The 21,172-nt window shown below is 57.2% G+C and carries 20 protein-coding genes; 10 read left to right on the top strand and 10 right to left on the bottom strand.

Annotation, left to right across the window (positions count from 1 at the left end; all coding sequences use genetic code 11):
* Positions 1 to 84 precede the first annotated feature (84 nt).
* Both I6F31_RS06025 and I6F31_RS06030 read right to left on the bottom strand, forming a co-directional pair.
* Positions 85 to 285: a hypothetical protein gene (locus I6F31_RS06025; protein ID WP_225185068.1), complete on the bottom strand. Its 201-nt coding sequence runs from the start codon at positions 283 to 285 to the stop codon at positions 85 to 87.
* Between the two features lie 128 nt (positions 286 to 413).
* Positions 414 to 584 carry a DUF1508 domain-containing protein gene (locus I6F31_RS06030; protein WP_225185151.1) on the bottom strand — a complete coding sequence of 57 codons (171 nt, stop codon included), beginning with the start codon at positions 582 to 584 and terminating at the stop codon, positions 414 to 416.
* A gap of 1 nt (position 585) precedes the next feature.
* Between I6F31_RS06030 and I6F31_RS06035 the strand changes: the two genes are divergently transcribed.
* Both I6F31_RS06035 and I6F31_RS06040 read left to right on the top strand, forming a co-directional pair.
* Positions 586 to 813, top strand: a complete 228-nt coding sequence (locus tag I6F31_RS06035) for a hypothetical protein (RefSeq protein ID WP_225185069.1) — start codon at positions 586 to 588, stop codon at positions 811 to 813.
* A gap of 309 nt (positions 814 to 1,122) precedes the next feature.
* The gene (locus I6F31_RS06040) at positions 1,123 to 1,596 is read left to right on the top strand and encodes a hypothetical protein (protein ID WP_225185070.1); all 474 of its coding nucleotides are present in this window, start codon (positions 1,123 to 1,125) and stop codon (positions 1,594 to 1,596) included.
* A 1,453-nt stretch (positions 1,597 to 3,049) separates the two neighbouring features.
* On the opposite strand, the gene panD is transcribed toward I6F31_RS06040, so the two are convergent.
* Positions 3,050 to 3,403: an aspartate 1-decarboxylase gene (panD, locus tag I6F31_RS06045; RefSeq protein WP_225185071.1), complete on the bottom strand. Its 354-nt coding sequence runs from the start codon at positions 3,401 to 3,403 to the stop codon at positions 3,050 to 3,052.
* A 1,003-nt stretch (positions 3,404 to 4,406) separates the two neighbouring features.
* On the opposite strand from panD, the gene I6F31_RS06050 reads away from it, so the two are divergent.
* From I6F31_RS06050 to I6F31_RS06065, 4 genes are all read left to right on the top strand, one after another.
* Positions 4,407 to 4,640, top strand: coding sequence for a hypothetical protein (locus I6F31_RS06050; protein ID WP_225185072.1), 234 nt, complete (start codon positions 4,407 to 4,409; stop codon positions 4,638 to 4,640).
* Positions 4,637 to 4,933: a Dabb family protein gene (locus I6F31_RS06055; RefSeq protein ID WP_225185073.1), complete on the top strand. Its 297-nt coding sequence runs from the start codon at positions 4,637 to 4,639 to the stop codon at positions 4,931 to 4,933. The genes I6F31_RS06050 and I6F31_RS06055 overlap by 4 nt, the downstream gene beginning before the upstream one ends.
* A 166-nt stretch (positions 4,934 to 5,099) precedes the next feature.
* Positions 5,100 to 6,494 (top strand): aminodeoxychorismate synthase component I, encoded by a 1,395-nt coding sequence (pabB, locus tag I6F31_RS06060; RefSeq protein WP_225185074.1) that lies wholly within the window; start codon positions 5,100 to 5,102, stop codon positions 6,492 to 6,494.
* Positions 6,491 to 7,084, top strand: coding sequence for an aminodeoxychorismate/anthranilate synthase component II (locus I6F31_RS06065; RefSeq protein WP_225185075.1), 594 nt, complete (start codon positions 6,491 to 6,493; stop codon positions 7,082 to 7,084). Before pabB ends, I6F31_RS06065 begins: the two co-directional genes overlap by 4 nt.
* Before the next feature lie 33 nt (positions 7,085 to 7,117).
* Here I6F31_RS06065 and I6F31_RS06070 read toward each other — a convergent pair whose 3' ends face one another.
* Positions 7,118 to 8,005: a LysR family transcriptional regulator gene (locus I6F31_RS06070; protein WP_225185076.1), complete on the bottom strand. Its 888-nt coding sequence runs from the start codon at positions 8,003 to 8,005 to the stop codon at positions 7,118 to 7,120.
* A gap of 104 nt (positions 8,006 to 8,109) precedes the next feature.
* Between I6F31_RS06070 and I6F31_RS06075 the strand changes: the two genes are divergently transcribed.
* On the top strand, positions 8,110 to 9,609 hold the full coding sequence (locus I6F31_RS06075; RefSeq protein WP_225185077.1) for a CoA-acylating methylmalonate-semialdehyde dehydrogenase: 1,500 nt from the start codon (positions 8,110 to 8,112) through the stop codon (positions 9,607 to 9,609).
* Between the two features lie 257 nt (positions 9,610 to 9,866).
* Here I6F31_RS06075 and I6F31_RS06080 read toward each other — a convergent pair whose 3' ends face one another.
* A complete protein-coding gene (locus tag I6F31_RS06080) occupies positions 9,867 to 10,592 on the bottom strand; it encodes a GntR family transcriptional regulator (protein WP_225185078.1) in 726 nt (241 codons plus the stop codon).
* A gap of 206 nt (positions 10,593 to 10,798) precedes the next feature.
* Positions 10,799 to 12,511: a thiamine pyrophosphate-binding protein gene (locus I6F31_RS06085; protein WP_225185079.1), complete on the bottom strand. Its 1,713-nt coding sequence runs from the start codon at positions 12,509 to 12,511 to the stop codon at positions 10,799 to 10,801.
* A gap of 207 nt (positions 12,512 to 12,718) precedes the next feature.
* Here I6F31_RS06085 and I6F31_RS06090 point away from each other — a divergent pair, with 207 nt between their 5' ends.
* Positions 12,719 to 13,477: an SDR family oxidoreductase gene (locus I6F31_RS06090; protein ID WP_225185080.1), complete on the top strand. Its 759-nt coding sequence runs from the start codon at positions 12,719 to 12,721 to the stop codon at positions 13,475 to 13,477.
* A 217-nt stretch (positions 13,478 to 13,694) separates the two neighbouring features.
* Here I6F31_RS06090 and I6F31_RS06095 read toward each other — a convergent pair whose 3' ends face one another.
* From I6F31_RS06095 to I6F31_RS36485, 3 genes are all read right to left on the bottom strand, one after another.
* A complete protein-coding gene (locus I6F31_RS06095) occupies positions 13,695 to 14,147 on the bottom strand; it encodes a nuclear transport factor 2 family protein (protein ID WP_225185081.1) in 453 nt (150 codons plus the stop codon).
* 870 nt (positions 14,148 to 15,017) lie between these two features.
* Entirely contained in the window at positions 15,018 to 16,535 is a 1,518-nt protein-coding gene (locus I6F31_RS06100) for a porin (protein ID WP_225185082.1), read from the bottom strand.
* Between the two features lie 162 nt (positions 16,536 to 16,697).
* On the bottom strand, positions 16,698 to 16,823 hold the full coding sequence (locus I6F31_RS36485; protein ID WP_276573192.1) for a hypothetical protein: 126 nt from the start codon (positions 16,821 to 16,823) through the stop codon (positions 16,698 to 16,700).
* Positions 16,824 to 17,015: 192 nt separating this feature from the next.
* Between I6F31_RS36485 and I6F31_RS06105 the strand changes: the two genes are divergently transcribed.
* Positions 17,016 to 17,498 (top strand): MarR family transcriptional regulator, encoded by a 483-nt coding sequence (locus I6F31_RS06105; protein ID WP_225185083.1) that lies wholly within the window; start codon positions 17,016 to 17,018, stop codon positions 17,496 to 17,498.
* Here the strand turns inward: I6F31_RS06105 and I6F31_RS06110 are convergent.
* Positions 17,493 to 18,527, bottom strand: a complete 1,035-nt coding sequence (locus I6F31_RS06110; protein WP_225185084.1) for an alpha/beta hydrolase — start codon at positions 18,525 to 18,527, stop codon at positions 17,493 to 17,495. The genes I6F31_RS06105 and I6F31_RS06110 overlap by 6 nt on opposite strands.
* A 1,193-nt stretch (positions 18,528 to 19,720) precedes the next feature.
* On the opposite strand from I6F31_RS06110, the gene I6F31_RS06115 reads away from it, so the two are divergent.
* Positions 19,721 to 20,461, top strand: a complete 741-nt coding sequence (locus tag I6F31_RS06115; RefSeq protein ID WP_225185085.1) for a class II aldolase/adducin family protein — start codon at positions 19,721 to 19,723, stop codon at positions 20,459 to 20,461.
* Positions 20,462 to 21,172 lie beyond the last annotated feature (711 nt).

The raw sequence follows: 21,172 nt of genomic DNA on the forward strand, positions 1-21,172 counted from the left end.
CAGCCGCACCCGGGCGGCGGTACCGGGCTCGCTACCGACGATGGTGCCGGGGCTCACCACTTGCGGCCCTCCAGCCCCTCCCCCTCACCGCACCGGTTCGGCCTTCCTCAGCTGGTCCCGCTGGTCGCACAGCCCGTCCACCTTGGCCTGTATCCGACTCAACAGGTTTTCCGCCGAGGCCGTGGACAGCCCTGCACGCTTGAGGGACTGGATTTCCTTCTGCTGGCGGCCGATCTGGCGCCGCATGTGCTCGATTTCCGAGCGGAGATATTCGAGGGTGGGCATGGCGAACTGGGATTTTGCCGGTACTGACCTGAATGAGCCACTCTGAAAATCAGAATAGGCCACTTTGCGAAAAGCCCGGCGCAATGGCCGGGCCCCTTAACGCACCATTAACCATGTCAGCCGCAGCGTCATTCGCGGACGGGAGTGGCGCTATTCGTGCTTTTCACGAGATTGATGGCTGCAATGGCATCAATCTTGTTGTGATAGCCCTCGCCGGAATTGGCGATCTTCCTGTTGTTCGCCGCGTAGAGCGTCCAACGCCACTGACTTGCAGCATCCTTATAGAGGTAGAAAAACATCATGTCAGTCTCCAATGAAGGTGGTTTTCAGCGATACTTGTTCGAGTACAAATTCGGCAACGCAGAGTGGGGGATCGAAATCATTGCTGCGAATCCAGCAGAGGCGCGCGAGCGCCTTAAGGCGATAAGCTGGGCGCAGTACAAAGGAGAAATCATTGGAAAAATCCCCGTGGTCCCAGGCCCGATTGTTCGGGCTCTTTCCCGATTCCGGGCTGCCTTGGGGATTTGACTTGGTGGACGAACACCGGGCTACAAGAGACCCGGCGTTGTGCATTTAGAAAATAAACCTGTTCGATCTATACAATTTTAGCTTGCAGACGTTCGAATCAGATTTCGCCGCCTTGGATTACCCTGAACTTCCGGCGCCGATCTGGGGCGGCCTCAAGTTCTAACGAACAGTTAATAGACTCGCTCCATTCTTTCCCAAAGATAGTGATGTGCGCGGCCTGCTAGTTTCAGGGGTGTCTTCTTGTCGGGTTTTGGGAAAAAGAGAATTGCAGGGATCGACTACGATCTAGACCACTTGGATCCGTTCACGATGGAAGTGAAGGCCAAGGAGGAGGATGCTCCGCCATACATTGTCCGTGTCAGCTTTGGATTTCACTGCTTCACCCGAGAAATCACCCCGGAAGATAGCCCAGACCTCCATATGGTGCATGGTAAGGAGAAGCGTTGTTTCTGCCATCATCGCTATAAGCTCTCGAAAGAACTAGCGGATATGATCCGCTACGCTGCTGCCGGGAGGGCCTATTTCGGCGATAAAGGAAATTTCCTGATCGTTGAAATGCCGGACCAGGAGAACGCGCCGTATGTCGCGTTTTTCGATGTCGAGAAGGCCAAAAAGGCGGACGGCTATGATGGGGCAATGTTCGTAACCAGCGCCCACCTAAGGCCGAAGCTGCCCGATAAATTGCCAGCCGTCAGCTTTGTTACGGTGGTGGACTATCGCATCAAGGGAAGGGATCTGAAACGACCTCCACCACGGAATGTGGTGGCTCAGAAAAGAAAATAGCCCCCGCAGGGGCTATTTCCGAGGGCAGAAATTGGTGCGAAAAGAACCCTCTGTGCGAAATGCTCACCTTACGTCCACGAACCGTGGAGCCTCCCGAGGAGGCGGAGCCGCTGTTTTTCACCGCTATCAGCGACCGTACACATAACTAACATCGCTCATCGACAGTTTCAAGAAACTTAAAAAACAAAGCCGAAGCAATCCTAACAACACGCAAATCAGCCGAATTACGCGCAGAACCATCAAAACTGTACGAACTACCGCAATGTACGGTTCCACAGTGACCATCGCAATCAATTGCAGGCACCTGCAAAGTTCCCCACGAAGCAAGCGGCGCTTAATTCCGCAATTCACCGCCCCCTTTCCCAGGGGGTAATCAGGTTCTGTGTAAAGCCACACGAAGGCATCTTAATACCGTGGAACAACTGAATCGCGGATATGCTTTGTCAGCGTTCGTTCCGCTCGAAATGGGCCCCAGAAACAGGCCCGCCAATTGTTCAGAGAGAACAAAAACAGAACCAGAGAGTCAGGGATAAACGGAACAAAAAACTTCTGCTTGCTGGAACTCGCAACCTATGGATACAGCGTGCCCACGTCTCAACGTGCGCTTCGCCCCTTTAGTCTGGGAAGCCAAGCGCAGCCTCCCGCATCAAGTTGATTGTGCTGGACGCCGAAGTTGCCGACGACCAGATCCATACTTTGACGACTGCACTGACGAACGCGCTGCGCCCCGTAGCTCCGGCACCAGCTTTGCGACGCCTGCCACCGGCACCACCTCTGTTGAACGGCCGCGGAGAGCCCGAGCAGGAGGAGATGCGCTCAGGCGGCGATGCGGCTTGAGGACCTGGTTTCCCAGGTAGAGGGATTCGATGCCTTGTACGCGAAACTGCCATTCTCTGCTGACGCGATTGACGTCCCACCCGAACTGCTCGGTTGCCCAGCTTCCCCATCCGCTAGGGTTGCGCCGTTTCGCAGACACTCTTCGCCGAAGGCGTTTGGTGCCGCGGCTCTTGTTTAATCACCCGAAAAGCGCCTTCCGCATGGCCACGCTATCAATGGTGACGGCTGCCGCGTAAATGAACGGGAAAGGCGCAGCACGACCAGGAGATTCCACGTCCTTCAATGTTGAAGCGACCCCTCTGCCATGCTCGCTGTAGACGCCGGTTGCGTGGGCCTCACCGACCAGCAGGAACCCACACGAGCGGCGATCCCGCGACTTGGTCCTCGGCTCCAACGCAGCGACAGCCCTCTTAAGGCGCGGCGCATAGGCCGGCCGGAATGTAGCCCAGGTGAAATCGATACCTGCGCGCGGCTTGAGAACTCACAGCTTGCGGTCGCGTGCTGGACTCCCCAAGTCCGCGGAGTAGCTACTCTCGTTGGAAACACAATCCGGCTTCATGCGAGCGCTTGGAACCCCTTGGGTAGGTTCTACGAAACCGATCGACGCGATCTTCCCTCAATCCGACAAAATCCGGTTGTCCCGATCAACTCTGACGACGCGCGGACTAAACGTTCGTGCCTCGTTGTCGTTGAAGGAGGCGTATGCCACGATGATGAGCTTGTCTCCTGGAATGGCCAGCCGTGCAGCTGCGCCATTCAGCCCGACTATTCCTGACCCCGCGGGTGCCTCGATGACGTAAGTGGCAAACCGTGCGCCGGTCTCGACATTATAGATTTCCACGTGCTCGTTGGCCAAGAACCCCGCTGCGGTGAGCAGGTTACGATCAATCGAGATCGCACCTTCAGGGTGCAGATCGGCCTCAGTGACCGACGCGCGATGGATCTTTCCCTTCATCAACGTAACGTGCATGTTCGACCTACAAGGACCTTTGCACACGACCGATTGCTGACGTCACCGGAACAAGTCGGAGGTGATGCCGAGCCTGCCCAATAGGTATGTGGTTTTGCGTCGCTCTGTGCTTTGAACATCAGATCGGGGGAAGGCAAGCCATACAGGACTTCGGCCTCTACGCGCGTCCAATCGCTGCGGAAGGACCGGCTGTCCCCGGCCGCCGTCGCTCCCACCGATACACGAACGTTCATAAGTCTCGCTTCATCCACGACAGACGCATATTCGGGATGATCGACATTCTCGGACCTGATGGATGGGGTGTGAGACGTCGAAAACAGCCCTTGGCAAACGTGCCGCCGAATGCCTTTGTTCGGCCCCGCAAGCTAATGATCGCGCCACTCTAACGCTGGGGCGATGCGAAAACACCGCGAAAGCCGAGCAGCAATTGCAGAAATCCTGCGCCGACGAGCGTGTCCGGCTCTTACGGCGTTGTGCCACCACGTGATAGATGATCTTGGTGAATGGTGAGAATACCACAATCGCTGAGCGCATCACCAACGCGATCGGAGAATGGATCATCAGCGGGGCACTGCGGCCCGAGGGGCCGCTCCATCAGGATCATATTGCGCGGGAAGCTGGTTCAAGCCGCGCTCCACCGGCTTTTGGGCAACTCGGAGCCCTTATTGTCGCTGCCCCGCGCCAAGGTGTTGGCGTCCACTTGATTACCCAATCGGCGAAGGAGATCGCCTACATCGCGCAGCGCTTGAGGTGGTTGCCTTGCGCAATTCGGCCGCAAGACTCACGGCTTAGGAGCGATAGAGCTGGCACTTACTGATGGACAAGCTCGCAGCATCAAGGGTATGAGACGCCCAACCGAGCATTCCACCAAGCGCTAGTTGCGCGTTGCGGCCTGCCGCGGCTTCTTGAGAGTCTTAATGAATTGCGGTTTGCGAACTCGCGACTGTTTTTCGCGACGGCACGAAGTGCCGGCTGACGACCACGATCGCATCAGGATGACCAAATGATTCTCCATGCTTTGCGTGCGCACGACGTCGATCGGGCTTGCAATCTGCTCTTCCGTCAGATTCAGGCGATCGAATGGTTTTCGCTTTCCCTCTCTGAACGCGAAACCAACCTTGTAGGCCCATTGCACAGTGACGAGACGCTGGGACGCGGCAGATCGCCCCTTGCTGCAGCGAGCACTATCGAAGCTCAGGATTTGACCATTCTTATGAAATCCGCCCAGACACCATGATACGTCACATCGTCTTGTTCAGCGCCAAAGATGACGCCAATATCGGCCAGATCATCGCCGGCCTTTCCGTTCTCACCCAGATCCCGCATGCAAATCGGCTCGAGATTGCTCGCAACCGCAAGAGCGATCAGATCGGCAACGATATCGACGTCATCGTCTATGGAGAGTTCGAGAACGAGACGGAACTCGCGGCGTATAAAGCTCACGATCGATATCAGGAAGCGATCAGGCGCGTACGACCCTTGCGGGAGCTGCGGTTTGCGGCCGACTATGACGTACCAACAGATACCTAGGTCGGCCCAACGGTCGGGATCCCATTCGGTCCACACGCGACTTCATAAGCCTGTATTCGAGACGAGTGTACGGACCCTGAGGACACGATCGACAAGACGAATGCGTCTGCCTGGGTGCCGCGATCGAGCTACGCTGCGCGCCGGCCTCCGACATTGCTGATTCCCGATGCATATTAGCGAATTCCAGTGGATCGAGCCCATCCACGCGATGCAACGGCTCGCGGGCATGGCAAATCTGACATTTCTCGACAGCGCTGCTGGACACGAAGCGCTTGGGCGCTATTCGTATCTGGCTTGCGACCCGTTCGGCACGTTTATTGTCGCGAATGCTCAGGCGAGCTGGAAAGGCCAGCTTATCGAAGGCGATCCCTGGGACGTTCTGCGTGGTCTGCTGGCCGAATACCCGCAGAAGCATCGTCCTGAACTCCCGCCGTTTCAAGGTGGCGCGGCCGGATTCTTTGGTTATGATTTGAACAGAACTCTGGAGCGCTTGGCCCCGCCGGCTACTTCGGGACAGCGCTTCCCTGAAGCGATCTTGCATTTTTATGATGTGATCGTCAGCTTCGATCAAAGGTCTCAGAGATGCTTCATCGTGTCGACGGGCTGGCCCGAGCAGGATCCCGCAGCTCGCGCCGAGCGAGCGCACGCCAGAGCCGATGAGCTAGCAGCGCTGCTTGCCGCCCGAACTCCAAAGCTGCCGCCCGTCGCCGAACCAGTAGTCGCATGGGAATCCAATTTTTCGCGCGGAGACTATATCGCCGCAGTCGAGCGGGTGATCGAATTGATTCTGGCAGGCGACCTCTTCCAGGCCAATATTGCGCAGCGCTTCACGGCTCGCCTGTCGGGCTCGTTCGATCCACTCGCCTTCTACGGTCGCCTCCGGTCAATGAACCCTGCTCCTTTTGCAGCACTCTTGCGCTACGGCAAGCTCACCATTGCATCGAGCTCACCGGAACGTTTTCTCAAGCTCGATGGGCGGACGGTCGAGACGCGGCCGATCAAAGGCACGATCGCGCGCTCCGGCGATGCCAAGGAAGACCAACGCCGGGCCGAGCTCCTTCGGAACTCCGAAAAGGACCGCGCCGAAAACATCATGATCGTCGACCTCTTGCGCAACGACCTGTCGCGCGTCTGCACCGCGGATTCGGTGGCGGTTCCAGTGCTGTGCGGTCTGGAGTCTTACGCCTCAGTACACCATCTCGTGTCGGTCGTTACCGCCGAGCTTGCGCAGGGACAACATGCCATAACGCTCCTCAAGGCGTGCTTTCCCGGGGGATCCATTACAGGGGCGCCCAAGGTGCGATCGATGGAAGTCATCTGTGAGATCGAGCATGTCGCGCGGGAAATCTATTGCGGGTCGATTGGCTTTATTGGTTTTGACGGGCACATGGATACGAATATCGCAATCCGCACCGTCACGATCCGGGACGACATGGCTGTGTTCCACGCAGGAAGCGGCATAACGGCGCTATCAGATCCCGAGGCCGAATATGACGAGACGATCGCGAAAGCACAGCGCGTCTTCGATGCATTTGACGATAACAATCATGGTGCTTCATGATTGTCATTATCGATAACTATGATTCGTTTGTTTTCAACATTGCTCGTTACTTCCAGAAGCTTGGCGAAGCCACCGAGGTGATCCGGAATGACGCTATTGGTGTCGGCGATCTCGCTCGCCTCACGCCAGGCGCCGTGGTGATATCGCCAGGACCATGCACACCTATGGAGGCCGGGATATCAACTGCCGTTGTCCGCGAGCTCTCCGGCGTCGTTCCAATTCTCGGGATCTGCCTCGGACATCAATGCATCGGGAGTGCTTTCGGCGGAAATGTGAGACGTGCAAGTCGGCCAATGCACGGCCGGTCCTCATCTCTGGCGCATGACGGTCAAGGACTGTTCGATGGACTCCCTTCTCCACTTAACGTCGGCCGGTACCACTCGCTGATTGTCGATCTGGACGATTCTTGCGCGCCAAAGCTCGTCGTGCCGGCGCGCTCCGAGGAAGGCGAGATCATGGCGCTTACCCATCGCGACCATCCAACCTATGGCATACAGTTTCACCCCGAATCTATTCTGACCCAACAGGGGGAGGAAATCCTCAAAAACTTCCTCCGGCTAAGTATGAACTTCGGCGCGAGAGGATTGTAGACCAGGTGGAGCTACCAAGGCTGACGCAACCGGTTAGTGCGCATCAAAGCTGGGGCGATACGATTTTACAGAAGCCACTATGAAGCGATGAACTTCTTGAATCCGCCGCACGTCGTGGGTATCGGGATGCGAGGTGAGCCAGTAGCTTCGAACGAACCCGACATCAGGGAGCAGACGCTGAAGCTCCGGATAGCGGCGGGCAGCATAGTCGTGCAGGATGCCAACGCCATGGCCGCTTCTCACCGCTTCCATTTGAGCAACCACGCTGCCACACTCGTAACGGCGCGACATCAGCCGACCGAGTGCTGAGGCGTAGTCCAGCGCCCTGCTGTAAGCGAAATCCTCAACATGCGTGACGAACAACCGGCCCGTCAGATCGGACTGTTTCTCGATTTGGCCTTCGCGCGCGAGATAGCTCTTAGCGGCATAAACGCTGAGCGTGTAATCGGTCAATTTCGACAGGATCAATCGCCCCTGCTTCGGCCGATCGAGAGTTATTGCAATGTCAGCTTCTCGGCGGGACAATGAAAAGGTGCGTGGAAGCGGCACGAGCTGAATGATCAGACCGGGATGTCGGGCCGCGAGTGCCCCCAGCTGATCTGCCAGAAAGTAGTTGCCTAGTCCGTCCGGCGCCCCAACGCGCACAGTGCCAGTGATCGCTTCAGCGGCGCCTCCGACACTGGCGCCCACCTTGAGCAACTCGCTTTCGGCCCGTTCCGCCGCCACCACGAGGGCGTCTCCCTCCGCTGTCAACACGCAGCCAGAAGTATGGCGTTCAAGCAGCTTAACCTTGAGACTCCTTTCCAACGCCGTGACCTGGCGAGCAACCGTCGCATGATTCAGCCGCAAATGCTTTGCCGCTTTCAAGAATTGCCCGGCACGCGCGACTTCAAGAAAGATCCGAACGCTTTCCCAATCCATCGACTACACTTTCTGCACAACGGAGTCGCGAATTTGGTCGTTGATGCGCAAATCTATGCATCCATTATCAAACGCGATCAAGCGGTTTACAGAGGAGCACTGCCGTGTCCCAAACCATTCGGAACTTCATCAATGGCGAACTGGTGCAAGGACGGAGCGGCAGGACTTCGCCGGTTTTCAATCCTGCAACTGGCCAACACTCCGGGACGCTCGGGTTGGCTTCGGCAGATGACGTGAGAACTGCTGTGGGTGCGGCGCGTGCCGCCTTCCCGGCCTGGGCCGCTACGCCGCCCCTCCGGCGAGCGAGGATTCTCAACCGATTCCTGCGCATTTTGGAAGAGCGTACTGACGAACTCGCCCACGCCATCACAGCCGAACATGGCAAGGTGGTTTCAGATGCCAGGGGTGAAGTTCAGCGCGGAATGGAAGTAGTGGAGTTCGCCACGGGCGCACCGCAGCTCTTGAAGGGCGAAATTACCGAGAACGTCGGTTCGCGGGTTGACAGCCATTCGCTGCGGCAGCCCTTGGGTGTTGTGGCCGGCATCACGCCCTTCAACTTTCCGGCCATGGTCCCAATGTGGATGTTTCCCGTCGCGCTCGTCTGCGGCAACGCCTTCATTCTCAAACCATCCGAGCGCGATCCGTCCGTTTCGCTTATCCTGGCGAAATGGCTCGAGGAAGCAGGCCTGCCTCGTGGCGTCTTCAACGTCGTGCAGGGCGACAAGGAAGCGGTTGACGCGCTTCTTACCCATCCTGATGTTGCAGCCGTGAGTTTCGTGGGTTCGACGCCAATCGCCCGCTACATTTACGAGACCGCGACCCGGCACGGCAAGCGGTGCCAGGCGCTCGGCGGTGCCAAGAACCATATGATTGTCATGCCGGACGCCGACCTGGATCAGGCGGTCGATGCGCTAATGGGGGCCGCTTATGGCTCGGCCGGCGAGCGTTGCATGGCCATCTCGGTCGCTGTCCCGATCGGCGAGACGACTGCCCAGCGCCTGATCCAAAAGCTCGCCCCGAAGGTGCGGGCGTTGAACATCGGGCCCGGCACCGATCCCGATGCCGAGATGGGGCCCTTGGTGACGAAGCAGCATCTCGAGAAAGTTCGCGCCTACATCGATGCGGGTGTTGCCGAGGGAGCGGAGCTCGTGGTCGACGGTCGCGACTTTAAGCGTCAGGGCTATGAAGACGGCTATTTCATCGGGGGCACGCTGTTCGACCGCGTCACGACGAAGATGAAAATCTATCGAGACGAGATCTTCGGTCCGGTTCTAGCGGTCGCTCGCGCAAACTCCTATGATGATGCAGCGGACATGATCAACCAACACGAATTTGGCAATGGCACAGCGATCTTCACCAGGGACGGCGATGCGGCCCGGGAATTCGCTCATCAGATTCAGGTCGGCATGGTCGGCATCAATGTGCCGATTCCGGTTCCGATGGCATTTCATTCGTTCGGCGGCTGGAAGGCATCTCTGTTCGGCGACCATCACATGCATGGCCCGGAAGGCATTCGATTCTATACCAAGTTGAAGACAATCACGACGAGATGGCCAACGGGTATTCGAGCGGGAGCCGAATTCGTGATGCCGACGATGGGATAATCCCTTTCGTTAGAGAACACAAAGTGCAGCGTTGTCGCGCGAACACAGCGGAGAAGCAGGCCCCTGTAACGCTGACCGAAGAGAGCCCAGAACGGTTATCCAGTGTCTCTTGGACCGGGCAAATACGCGCGACAGCAGATTTGCTGTGACGGCACCTGAGATGACCATCTCACCTACGAGATCCAGCTCGATCGGTTTGATGCGCGCGCACCTTGCCAAAGTGCCGTCAAACGGCGGTCAGTTGATCGAGCTGGTCGTCAGTTCGCGCCGACGGATGCAATCGAATTTCGCTTTTTTTTGTCTTCAACCGGCTCGTTGAGCCTGACGACAGCTTTCTCAAGATATCTGCTTGCCCACATGATATCGTTTGCCAGAGCTAGCCGTGCGCCTGCACCATCACCTGCCGCCAGGCTGGCCAGGATCGATCGGTGTGGATGATCCCTCGCTGTTGCGGATGCACTGAAATCATTCAGCGTCAGAAGCGGGCCGATCTGAACCCACAGGTTTTCGATCAGTCCGCAGACCACAGGCAAGTCTGACGATCTGTAGATTCTGAAATGAAATTCTTCGTTGAAGGCGAGGACCGTCTGCACGTCGCGCTGCCGTCTTGCGACCATCAGCTGCTCCTGCATTTTCTCCAGCGCGAAGATGTCACTCGATGTGACGTTCTTACCCGCAGCTTCTGCCGCACGCCCCTCCAACTCAATTCGAATGTCGCGAATTTCCCTGAACCGGGCCACGCTCAAGACTGGAACCATCATCGTGCGCGACTGATGCGGAACAAGTCCGCGCTCGGAGGCGAGGCGCAAAAGCGCCTCCCTCACAGGAGTTACACTAACTCCAAGCTCTTCGGCCAACGGCTTCAGAAGCAGCCGCTGCCCCGGCCGAAACCGACCAGCCATAAGAGCTTTGCGAAGCATCAAATATGTTCGCGCGTGTAAGTTGTCGCGCCCGACGTGCAGCCAATCAAGTTCGGTGGGCATCGGCAGCGTGGATGAGGAAGCAAGGGGCTCTGCGTCTCGAGAGGCTACCTTCCTCATTGTCTGTTCGTTCCCGTCTCTACCCGCGCGACTTCTAATAGACCTGCTCCTCATAGCAATTCCGTGTACCATGACAGTGGAGAGCCACAATAGGCAAAAGGGGCCGCGTGGGCCCCTTTTAGGCTATGTCTGGGGCCAGGAGTACCGGCCTAGCTTCCGGACGGCGCGCTCCACGGCAATGGAGCAAGCGCCTCAAACTCCGTCACCACGTCGATGACTGCGGGCTTACCGGACCGGCGCGCATCGTCGAATGCCTTAGCCAAGTCACTTGGCTTCTCGACGCGCACACCGAAGCAGTCAAAATCGCGCGCGATTTGCGCAAAATCCGTATCTCGGTAGGCAAAGATCTCCTCCTTATTGCCCTTCCTTCCTTCGTAGGCCATGTCGATGTTTCTTCTGCCCTGTCCAAGGCAATGATTGTTGTTCACGATCGTGATCACGTTGAGGCCATACCGCCTGGCCGTTTCCAGCTCGGGCAGATGATACATAAAACCACCATCTCCGGTTAAGCAGACGATGGGACGATCCGGCATCGCGCATTGAACGCCGAGCGATGCAGGAAAAGCCCAGCCCAACGACCCTGCGGCTCGCAGGTAGCCTTGAGCCGGGTCGGTCAGATAGACGAGCGTCCCGCTCCAATGCGATGCGTATCCGGTATCGGCCACCAGCATTGCGTTCTTCGGAAGCCAGTCCGAGATCTCCCGGCACAGACGCTCCGGCCTGATCGGTGTCGCCTCAGAGGATCGCGCGATCTCAGCTTCCGCCCGCCATTCGACGACATAATCAGCAACCTTCCGCTGCCAACCGGGTCTCGAACGGGATGGCAGTTCCGAGCCAAGACGATCGAGAGCCGCTTTCGGGTCGCCGTGTACACCAATGGCTTCGGGGAAGTTGCGACCAAGCTCCGCCGGATCGATGTCGATCTGTACAATCTGCGTTTCGGGCCTTGGCAGCTTCCAGTGGTTCGTAATCATGTCCCCGGTGTCGCTGCCGACGAACATGACAAGATCCGCATCGTTCAGGATCTTGTTTGCACAGCTGCGCGAGTAGGTCCCGGCCACCCCCCCATTTTGCGGGTGAAACTCCGGAAGAGCGTGTTTTGCGTCAAGCGACATCACAACTGGAATCTGGTGATGTTCGACGAATGCCTTCAGGGCGCCCTCGGCGCCTGACATCATCAAGCCGGCGCCTGCAAGGATCACAGGGCGCTCTGAAGCAGCGATTGCGGCCGCGGCACGGCTGACCGATTCGGCGTCCGGAGAAGGACGGAAAGCTGGTACCTTTGCGTAGGTCTCTTCGGGAAAGATGCTAGCTGTGAATTCGGCAGCACCAACGATGTCGCCCGTATAGCCGGTGATGTCGAGATGGACAGGGCGGGAGGTACCGGTGGTCGCCTCTCTGAATGCTTGACGAAGGAGATGGGGCAACTGCGCTACCTCATCGACTCGACCTCTAAACTTCGTGACCGAGGCGTAAAGCGGCTCGTGCGGAAGCTCCTGGTACGCGTTTCGATACTGGTAGTTGGCCGCGTGGCGCCCCGTCAACGCGACGACCGGTGCGTAGGCAAACCAGGATTCCTGGAGGGCCGCGGCAAGATTGGCGGCTCCCACCGATTGCGCCATGCAAACGGCAGGCCGTCGCAATGCACGCGCATAGCCGTCCGCCATGTATGCGATTCCCTTCTCGGAGTGCCCGAGAATTCGCTTGATTCCAAGGTCTTCCATCTCGGTGAGCGCGCGTCGCAGAACGGCATCCATGAAGAAGACGTGCGAGATACCCTTCGCCTTGATGGTCTCGGCAATGAAGCGACCTCCGGTCATGCGGCGGGCCGGCTCAGCCATAGACAACTTAAAATTGCTCATAGTGTCCTATCTCTCTGTCGGTTTAGCGCTAAAACATAGGCTCAGGCCGGCATTTAGCCTTTCCTGACGACCGGCCGTCGCGCATCATCTCGCTTTGCACGAGCTTTTTATATGATATAAAAAGTCTGTCAATTCGGGGGCGGTGCCCGTGGGGGCGCTGAGCTGCGCCCGCGCGGCTCGCTTATGAGAGAAACCAAAGGAGAGACCATGATCCGCTACGACCTGTCGGGAAAAAGAGCGCTCGTCACCGGTGCCGCCTCAGGCATCGGCTTGGCGACTTTGAAGCGGTTGGCAGAGTCGGGGTGCAGTGTTGTGTTGAACCACCTTCCCGATGATCCAAGGGGGCCTGAAGAAGTAAAACAGCTTCGCGCGGACGGTTACGATGTCTTCGGCGTACCGGGCGCGATCGGTGATGGAAAGGAAGCAGAGCTGGTAAACGCCGCCGTCAACAAGATGGGCGGTCTCGACCTTCTCGTTAACAATGCTGGCACGCCGGGAGCACGCAAATCCATTTCGTCTTCTGATCTCGACCTCATTACTGACGAGCTGTGGTCGACGGTGTTGGACACGAACCTCATCGGGCTTTTCCGATGCACGCGCGCGGCTGCACCATCGTTGCGACATTCCAGAGGTGCTATCGTAAGCTTGGCGTCAGTGTCAGCATTGACCTCGAGAGGATCCAGTTTGGCCTATGCGGCAAGCAAGGCCGGTATCATTGCGATCACGCGTCATCTTGCGCAGGGTCTCGCTCCGGAGATCCGGATCAACGCGGTGGCTCCGGGCGCGGTTGACAGCACCTGGCAGATCGAATGGACCGAAGCGCAACGGCAAAGTTCTATTGAGCGAACTCCCCTGCGGCGCAGATGCATTCCCGAGGATATTGCCGAAACCATCGTCTATCTAGGCTTTGCAGCGCCCATGATCACAGGACAGACCATCGTCATAGATGGCGGTCTAACACTGTAGCTGCGGCCCGATTCAATTCTGAAGCTTACGACATCATTGAAGATCGTTCTGCTTTGGATTGGCTCGAATGACCAATAGCCGACCCTAAAATAGCTGCACGAAGCCGGATCACCGTACCCAACATCCGACCCAGCCGCGCAAGATAGCTGGTCACTGACAGCAAAGCCGCGTGAACCGGCTTTGCCGTCCGGAGAGTTGGTGTACGGAGAAATCCTGTCTAACGCGTTTCCGCCACGCAGCTACCGATGTTCGGCAGATGAATTGAGCGGCCGAGGGCCTGCTCAACGAGGTCAAACGTGTCGATGAGCGCACGCATATTGATGAGCCGGCCCGCCTCGAACTGGGCGAACTGGGCAAGGCGCAACGCAATTGGTTTTTTGGAAGCACGCGTTAGCAGCGAACATCGCAAAATGGAGGCCGCAGAATTCAACCCGAGTATAGTCGTCTCGCGGTCGAAACGCCGCACCTGGATAGTGCCGGCGACATGACGGATGACTTCCAGCACGGTATGTTTGCCGTGCCGGCTGCCGAGAAACGGAAACATGTCAACGGGCCCATAGAGCGCCCACTCGACATTTTCGTCAAGCAGCCCCTCTATTTCCGCAAAAGATTGATCGTTGATGGCGCGATGCAAGGCCCGCGAGAAACGCCAATAACAATGTTCTGTCATGCGGCTACTTCCTGCAGATCCGACTTGAGAAGAGAAGCAGCTGCGTTGGCGTCGTCGGAGGAACTCAAACATCACCTGATTTCATTGATTCGGGGCGCGTGAATTGTGCGTGTAGCAAAGCTGGCGGCCGGATAAGAGAATTGGATTTTTTGGCGCGTTATGATGGATCGGTTATCGGAATCGAGCTCGACGTGAAACACTTACCAGCGGATCCTCACACCACTGTAATCCGGAAAAACGCCGCTATGGTGGCCGGCGTCAGTTCTGCGTTTCGCTCGATGCGCCCTCGCGCGCAACTCTTCGGACGAGATGTAGGAAGCCTACCCGCTGACCATTTCCATCTGGATCTAGCCGGGATTTAGCAAAGAGGCCAAGTTGCCGTCTAGAGTCCGCCGCGTGACAGCCCGCGCATGCATCGCCGCTCCTCACAACTTATTTTGTCTGCTCGCGAGCGGAGAATATAGACGGGCGTGAGGCCGAATAGCTGCGAAAAACAAGACCAAGGTATGGAAATTATGCGGCTGGTACGCCGGGATTTCCGGAGAGACGGTCCGGGGCACATGGTCCACGCTAGCGAGCAGCGGTTGAGCGACATCCGCGGCTACAATGGCTCGCAAGAGCAACCGAATTTCTTTCTGCTCACGCCAAGCCTTACCGCATCGAATCGTGTACGCACGCTCTGTCGTTTTACCGGGTAAACTGGATACTGCATCATCCTCACACCTATTGGATCGCTCTTCATGGCTGTAATCAAACAGAACGTTCCACGGCCTGCTTCTAACGAGAAAGGCCTCCGGCGGGCATGCCGGAGGCCTTCTTGGAGGTTAACTCAAGAGCCTGTTGTTTGCTCCTTTCCTATACAGCGACGATCTAGAAATTGCGCTGAGCGCGGAGCAGCAGCACCAAGCTGTTCTGGTCCTTCAGCTCATACACGGCAGCCGGCTTTGCGACGCCCGACTGAAGCGGAAGGGTCACCGTGCTTCCGCTCGCATGCTTCTGGTCGAGCATCATATACGCAAGCTCACCGGTAAAGGTCAGGCCCTTGACGGGGGTCCATGACGTCTTTGTGCCGACCACCGCATAGTTGAAATCTGGATTACACCCGGCCGCGCCGCTCGATAGGGCGAGAGTGGTGACCATCGCGCCACAGATGTAGCCCTTAGCCGTGTTGTTATACCTCACAGCCGCCCACGCTCCGAAGATCGAACTATTCCAATACGGGTCCCAATTATGGGTGTATCCGCCATTAAAACCATAGGTCGTGGTCAGCTCCTGACCAGCGCCAGCGACAAACACCGAATCCGAAACCCCCGCGATACCCAAGCTCTGGTAAGCACCCGGCAATCCGGTGCCGCCATACATCGCATATGACCGCGACATGTAGTCATGGAAGTTGTAGCTGCTCGCGCCATGCGTATACACGCCCGTCAGGTTGATTGTGTCACCCGGGCCGGTCGGGAGGTTCTTGATTGACAACGCGAGCTGTCCAGCCCAACCCCACTTGTCGTTGGGATGACCCGTGGGCTCGGACGCCCCGTAGTAGGCAGCATGGTTGTCGTGGGCGGCGACAGAAGCTTGGAAAAGGCCCCAGGCTTGATCAACACGAACCCTCGCAACGAGGTCAGGAGCTCGGGTCCCGCCAATGTCGTTAGCACCGTAGGCCCCCACTGCAAGACCCGCGGCTGTCGCACCGGTGACGTTCCAGATGTTAGTCGTGTAAGCCTGAACCTGATCCTGGGCCGAGAAGGACGCCGTAATGCCCTGGCCGAAGTCTGCCGTGTACGTGATCTGGTTGACAGGATCCCAACCGGCGCTTCCCGGCAGTTCGAAATTGTTCGCCGGATATTCGGCCCAGGGGGTCCTAAACTGGGACTCCGCCTTACCGAACGTGAACCCGGCGAACTGAATGAATGCGTAGTAGAGACCGACTCCACCTGTAGCAATCTGGGAACCGAGCGAGCTGGTATAGCTTGTCGCCCCATTGACAGCGGACGTGCCGGCGCCAGAGTAGGTGCCGCTTGTCCACGTGAACGTCAGTTCAGCGAAGGTGCGAACGACACCATACTCGGTGGCCGTGCGGGTATCAATCTGCAGATCTTGGCGAGCCCGCGCCGTGTAGTAGTTGCTGAGCCGGTTGTGTGCGCCAGCCACACCACCAACGGCAGCGTCGAAGTCAGCATTGGTCGCCAGCATGGTATCCACGCGCAGATACCCGCCGAGCTTGATGCACGTCTCAGTGCCTGGGATGTAGTAGAATCCAGCACCATACAGCGAGCAGATCTTCACGTACTCGATCGCCTTGGCCTTGACCGGCAGATCGGCGGCCTGCGCCCCAGCCCCCACGAACATTGCCGCAGATCCAAGAATAATACTCTTCATGACCTTCATCGATGAACCTCCAAGTTGGAAACCGCGTTTCCGTCCTTCAAAGATCCGCTACCAGCTCCACCCCAGGCGGACCGCTTGACGGAACGACTTCGAGGATCCCCTCGCTGTCCTGACGAGACATACTTTCGATCATCAATTGCTACAATCAATTAATTTTAAAAATCACATCTTTGCGCCACACCGTTGCCGATCGGCAACATGCGCATCATTCAACGCGGCAAAGGCCAGATTCATCGCAAAAACAAAGCCCTCGGGGGGCATCCCGAGGGCTTTCTTGGAGATTTTCATTGAGAAGACCTCTTGCGAGTCTCAACGATCGCGATATCGATATCATAAATCAATTATACTAGTCAATTGATAAATTAGATGGCAGGCATGCCCTGAGTGGGCTATTTCAGACTTCCCGAGATTGGATAGGATGCCGCGGACTCCGCTGACGCTCGCCGCCGCGGACAATCAGAACTGGCACAAAGAATGAAAATGGCCACGCAACAGCAATTTGACAGGGCTGTAAGGGACCTGATCTGGAACATCGTCGAAATTCGCACTCAACTGGAAGAGATCGATAAGAGTTGGGCTGAATTAATCGGTATAAGCGAACCTCAATGGCTGATGCTGATGGCGATCGATGAACTCGACGATGGCAGCGGTGTTTCCGGCGTTGCAGTCGCCAACAAATTGGGGTTTCACCCCGCATTCATCACGACTCAGACGAAGAAACTTGAACAGCTGGAATTTCTAATCCGCGCAACGTCGCCTGATGATGCAAGATTCTTGCAGATCTCGTTGACCCCAAAGGTGCGGACGGAAATTGCTAAGCTGTCGGACAAGAGACAAGCCGTCAATTCGACGATTCTAAATGGCTTGGATGAGGAGTCGCTTGCGTATCTCAATAAGCGGCTAAACGCGATTGCCAGGAACAGCAGATTGGCATCTCAGAAATTAAGCCTCGGGCTGCTATGAAGTTGGAGCGCGATCGAGCTTGCGCTTGAGCCATTCGAAGACGGCCTCATCGCATGCTATGAAGTTCTCGAATGCCCCCTCTGGGGTCCGTGGCATTAACAATTCGAGGTCAATGCTCGCCCAGGCGCAATCAGCCTCCAATTTGATTGCCTCAGACGCGTTGAAAATACTGCGCTCGCCAGCAACGACGAGAATGGGACATCTTAACTTCCTCGCCAAACGCGATCGTTGCGTCGTGGACAGCCCCGCGTCCGGAGCCTCAGCAGTCCTAGTCATCCACTCAATAGATGACCTGGTCCGGGTCCAGCTCCAAAGCCCCCCGTCGCAAATCGCCGCAGACACGCGGCGGTCAGTCGCAGCAAAATTGGTCGCAAGCGCGGCTGAAAGGCCTTCTCCGTAGATTGCCATTCGAGACGCATCAATCTGCGGCAGACCCGACAAATGATCCAAGCAACAAGAAAGCAATATTTCTGACGGTCCAAGCCAATGACTTGAGACGTCATCGTAAGAGACGACGAGAACCGCCATGTTCCGACCAGTTATAAGCGGCAAGAGTCTACCAAGCAGGATCCCTGCCGTTTCTTCTTCCCGGCTGATGCAAACAACTGCGGGTACGCACGAAGTGGAAGTACCGGCGGGCACGTAATAGGCAGACAACTCGCCTTGATCATAGAGTGTGATTTCGACACGCTCCACCCTCTGATCTAAGGATCCGAAGCCCTCCAGGCTGGCCTCCAGCTTGGCCACAACGTCCACCCTTTGCGGGTCGTCTTCATCGGATAGCCGCCTGGCAACTTCAAATGCGGTCAGCGCGCAAAGCCAGGCATGGGCAGCTTCATCATGAGTACCTCTTTGGACGCTAAGATTGGCGAAGAGGCAATGAGCGTCTCCTATACTTGTCCATTTTGCAGCACAGTTTCTCCGGCTTGCAATGTCGCTTTCCTGATCGACACCATCAAGGAAGACGACAGCACTTTGCCGCGTGGACGCAAGATTGCCTGTCAGTTCAGGCCAAGCAGCGCGCAACATCCGTTTCATCCCTTCAGCGCGAGTCCTCAAAACCGCTAGGATTGCTCTAGACAACCCCAACGGGAGCTTCGTATAAGGCCAATCAATCCACGGTGCCTGACCGGCCGGCGGGTTCCGCTATGCTTATTTTTCGATGATACGATTCCTCCGAGCTGAGGATCGCCGATGTGCGGCCATTTGCCGCCGAAATTCCGCTTCATTTTCGCGAAACGCGCATTTTTTCGAGTTCGAATCGCGTCGCACGCTCGATCCATCGACAACACGTCAAGTGCCGAGGCGCGTCCTGCGTTTCGCAAACCCGCGTCTTATGTCTGTGGCTTTGAGCCTCCCCGCTGATGGCGCAAGAGCGTGTAGGAAAGTCTTGTGTCCCCACTGCCAACCCGATCGTTCTGGCCGGTATCGTGCAAGATGCGCTGGTCAGATTGAGCTATCGGCCGTCGAGGTTCTCAAATGAACCTGCGACGTTGCCACATTCGTCGCCCGATGAAATCGCCCCTTCGCCTGCAAAAAGAGCTTGATCTTAAAAACTGCAAGTCTTCGTAGGGGTGTGCAGATTTTCGGCTACACCAGTAAGGATATTCGGGGAATCCCGCCTGAAGCCGCCCTAAGCTGTGACGACGCAACGATCGCGACGGCTCAGCGCGCAGGCACATGAGGCCGGTCGCGGCGATGCGGCACGTGGCACCTTAGCTGTCGACGCGCTGACGAGTAGGCGAAGCAGGAGCGGTTGCGGATCAGTTCGGCGTGTGGGTTCTCAAGCCGACGTCAGTGGCGATTGCGGCATCAGTAAACATGTCGATGTCACCAGTGCCGCTCCGCCTATGGCTAGCCCCTGGCAAACTCGGGGCGTCAGAAGCGAACGATGGTGATCGGCGACATTGAAGGGGGCTAGGTTTTCAACGATGGCTGAAACGTGCTGCGGCACTTCTGTAATGGTCCGATCAAGGCGGAATTTGCCTGGTGGGCTCGCGCTCGAACCGTTCTGAGCTCACAATCATCTGTTCGAGCGCGCGGCGCTAGTGATCGCGGCTCCGGCGCCTTCGTTGCCGCCAGGCGCATAGCAGTCGGACTTTCCAGCTGAGGTCCCTTGTCAAAGGCAGAAACAGGCAAGTTGCGAGTTCTGAGTCGGAGGCCGCATCCTGCCAGGAAACACCCCTTGTACAGTGACGGGCTTATTTCAAAAGGAGATGAACATGCACAATTTCACGCCCCAGGAATGGGAGATCCGCTGTGATCTGGCTGCGGCCTACCGACTGATTTCCCATTTCGGCATGGACGATTTGATTTCGACTCATCTGTCGGCGCGCTTGCCGGGCGCAGAACCTCGCTTCTTGCTTAATCCCTACGGCCTAATGTTTGATGAGATCACGGCTTCGAGCCTGGTCGCCGTCGATCCGGAAGGGCATGCGATCGAGAGGGAGGACGAGTCCAAGATTAACAACGCCGGTTTCACGATTCATTCGGCCGTGCATATGAATCGTGATGACGCTCACTGTGTCATTCACACACACACGCTCGCCGGCATGGCCGTGGCAGCACAGGGACAAGGGCTGCTACCATTGAACCAGAAATCAATGTGCTTTTTCGGCGGGGTCGCCTATCACGAATATGAGGGCGTTGCGCTGGATCTTAGCGAGCGCGATCGCCTTGTCCGCGATCTCGGAAAGAAGGATGTAATGATCCTCAAGCACCACGGCTTGCTCACGATCGGGCGGACCGTCTCCGAGGCGTTCCTAAACATGTACCTCTTGGAGCAATCTTGCCGCATTCAGATCGCGGCTACACAGGGCGGTCAACAAATCGTCCTACCCTCCGAAGGTGTCGCCGCTCACGCGGCATCGCAGTTCCACGAACACGGATATAACAGAAGCGTGCGCCCCTGGGCAGCACTCAAGCGCCGGCTCAATCGGATCAGCCCGGACTACGCAAGCTGATTATTCCCATCATGGACAATCCTCCGGCCCGACTGCTCGGTCGTTGCGCGCTGTTCCAGGTGACGGCGGCCAAACAGCTGGGAGCTTCTCTATCATCTGGCAATCGTCTCGCTTGTCGTGGCACCAGTGGAGTTCCGCGAGCGATGCATACAATCGTACTTCCAAGGTGGTTTGCTGAGGCGCCACCCAGGGGACCGGAGGGCATTCAACGTAAGTGCTCGGATCAAGCTCGAGGACTCGAACTTCGAGAGCGGAGCTGGTTTTGCTATTCCGCCAAACGTCCTTCTCCCTCGACCGGTTGCATCATTCGCGCCGCTGCTGTTCGTTTTGCACGCTCGCACCGCGAAGCCGTTCGGAGCCGGCGTGTTCATTTCTGGGACCCTACACTGGTAACGAGCTAACAGCCGTCTCCCTTTCTGTAAGCTCTACAGCGATAGGGCTCGACTCGGATTGTACGATGAAACGGACGCCGGCGATCCTACAAGCGAAAAGGAGCATGGGGCGATGCGGGCGAACTTCTGGGGTCGTAGAGCTCAGCGCGTACCGAAAGAGCGTGCGCGGATGGATCTCCGCCGGTGGCTTTCACGGAACTGCTATTTCCAACCTTACTTCCTTGGAGCGCCTGATTTATCCTCCTCGATCGCTGAGAGCTCGCTTACGTTTCGATGCCGCGCGCTTGGATGAAATACTGCACGTCCCCTGCTTTGGCGC

The sequence above is a fragment of the Bradyrhizobium sp. NBAIM01 genome, assembly GCF_020194115.1.
Lineage (GTDB): Bacteria > Pseudomonadota > Alphaproteobacteria > Rhizobiales > Xanthobacteraceae > Bradyrhizobium > Bradyrhizobium yuanmingense.

Bases quoted from the DNA above. Each gene is read 5' to 3' on its own strand.
- I6F31_RS06025 (WP_225185068.1), bottom strand. From the start codon at position 285: ATGCCCACCCTCGAATATCTCCGCTCGGAAATCGAGCACATGCGGCGC.
- I6F31_RS06030 (WP_225185151.1), bottom strand. From the start codon at position 584: ATGTTTTTCTACCTCTATAAGGATGCTGCAAGTCAGTGGCGTTGGACG.
- I6F31_RS06035 (WP_225185069.1), top strand. From the start codon at position 586: ATGTCAGTCTCCAATGAAGGTGGTTTTCAGCGATACTTGTTCGAGTAC.
- I6F31_RS06040 (WP_225185070.1), top strand. From the start codon at position 1,123: ATGGAAGTGAAGGCCAAGGAGGAGGATGCTCCGCCATACATTGTCCGT.
- panD (WP_225185071.1), bottom strand. From the start codon at position 3,403: ATGCACGTTACGTTGATGAAGGGAAAGATCCATCGCGCGTCGGTCACT.
- I6F31_RS06050 (WP_225185072.1), top strand. From the start codon at position 4,407: ATGATTCTCCATGCTTTGCGTGCGCACGACGTCGATCGGGCTTGCAAT.
- I6F31_RS06055 (WP_225185073.1), top strand. From the start codon at position 4,637: ATGATACGTCACATCGTCTTGTTCAGCGCCAAAGATGACGCCAATATC.
- pabB (WP_225185074.1), top strand. From the start codon at position 5,100: ATGCATATTAGCGAATTCCAGTGGATCGAGCCCATCCACGCGATGCAA.
- I6F31_RS06065 (WP_225185075.1), top strand. From the start codon at position 6,491: ATGATTGTCATTATCGATAACTATGATTCGTTTGTTTTCAACATTGCT.
- I6F31_RS06070 (WP_225185076.1), bottom strand. From the start codon at position 8,005: ATGGATTGGGAAAGCGTTCGGATCTTTCTTGAAGTCGCGCGTGCCGGG.
- I6F31_RS06080 (WP_225185078.1), bottom strand. From the start codon at position 10,592: ATGCCCACCGAACTTGATTGGCTGCACGTCGGGCGCGACAACTTACAC.
- I6F31_RS06085 (WP_225185079.1), bottom strand. From the start codon at position 12,511: ATGAGCAATTTTAAGTTGTCTATGGCTGAGCCGGCCCGCCGCATGACC.
- I6F31_RS06090 (WP_225185080.1), top strand. From the start codon at position 12,719: ATGATCCGCTACGACCTGTCGGGAAAAAGAGCGCTCGTCACCGGTGCC.
- I6F31_RS06095 (WP_225185081.1), bottom strand. From the start codon at position 14,147: ATGACAGAACATTGTTATTGGCGTTTCTCGCGGGCCTTGCATCGCGCC.
- I6F31_RS06100 (WP_225185082.1), bottom strand. From the start codon at position 16,535: ATGAAGGTCATGAAGAGTATTATTCTTGGATCTGCGGCAATGTTCGTG.
- I6F31_RS36485 (WP_276573192.1), bottom strand. From the start codon at position 16,823: ATGAAAATCTCCAAGAAAGCCCTCGGGATGCCCCCCGAGGGCTTTGTT.
- I6F31_RS06105 (WP_225185083.1), top strand. From the start codon at position 17,016: ATGGCCACGCAACAGCAATTTGACAGGGCTGTAAGGGACCTGATCTGG.
- I6F31_RS06110 (WP_225185084.1), bottom strand. From the start codon at position 18,527: ATGTTGCGCGCTGCTTGGCCTGAACTGACAGGCAATCTTGCGTCCACG.
- I6F31_RS06115 (WP_225185085.1), top strand. From the start codon at position 19,721: ATGCACAATTTCACGCCCCAGGAATGGGAGATCCGCTGTGATCTGGCT.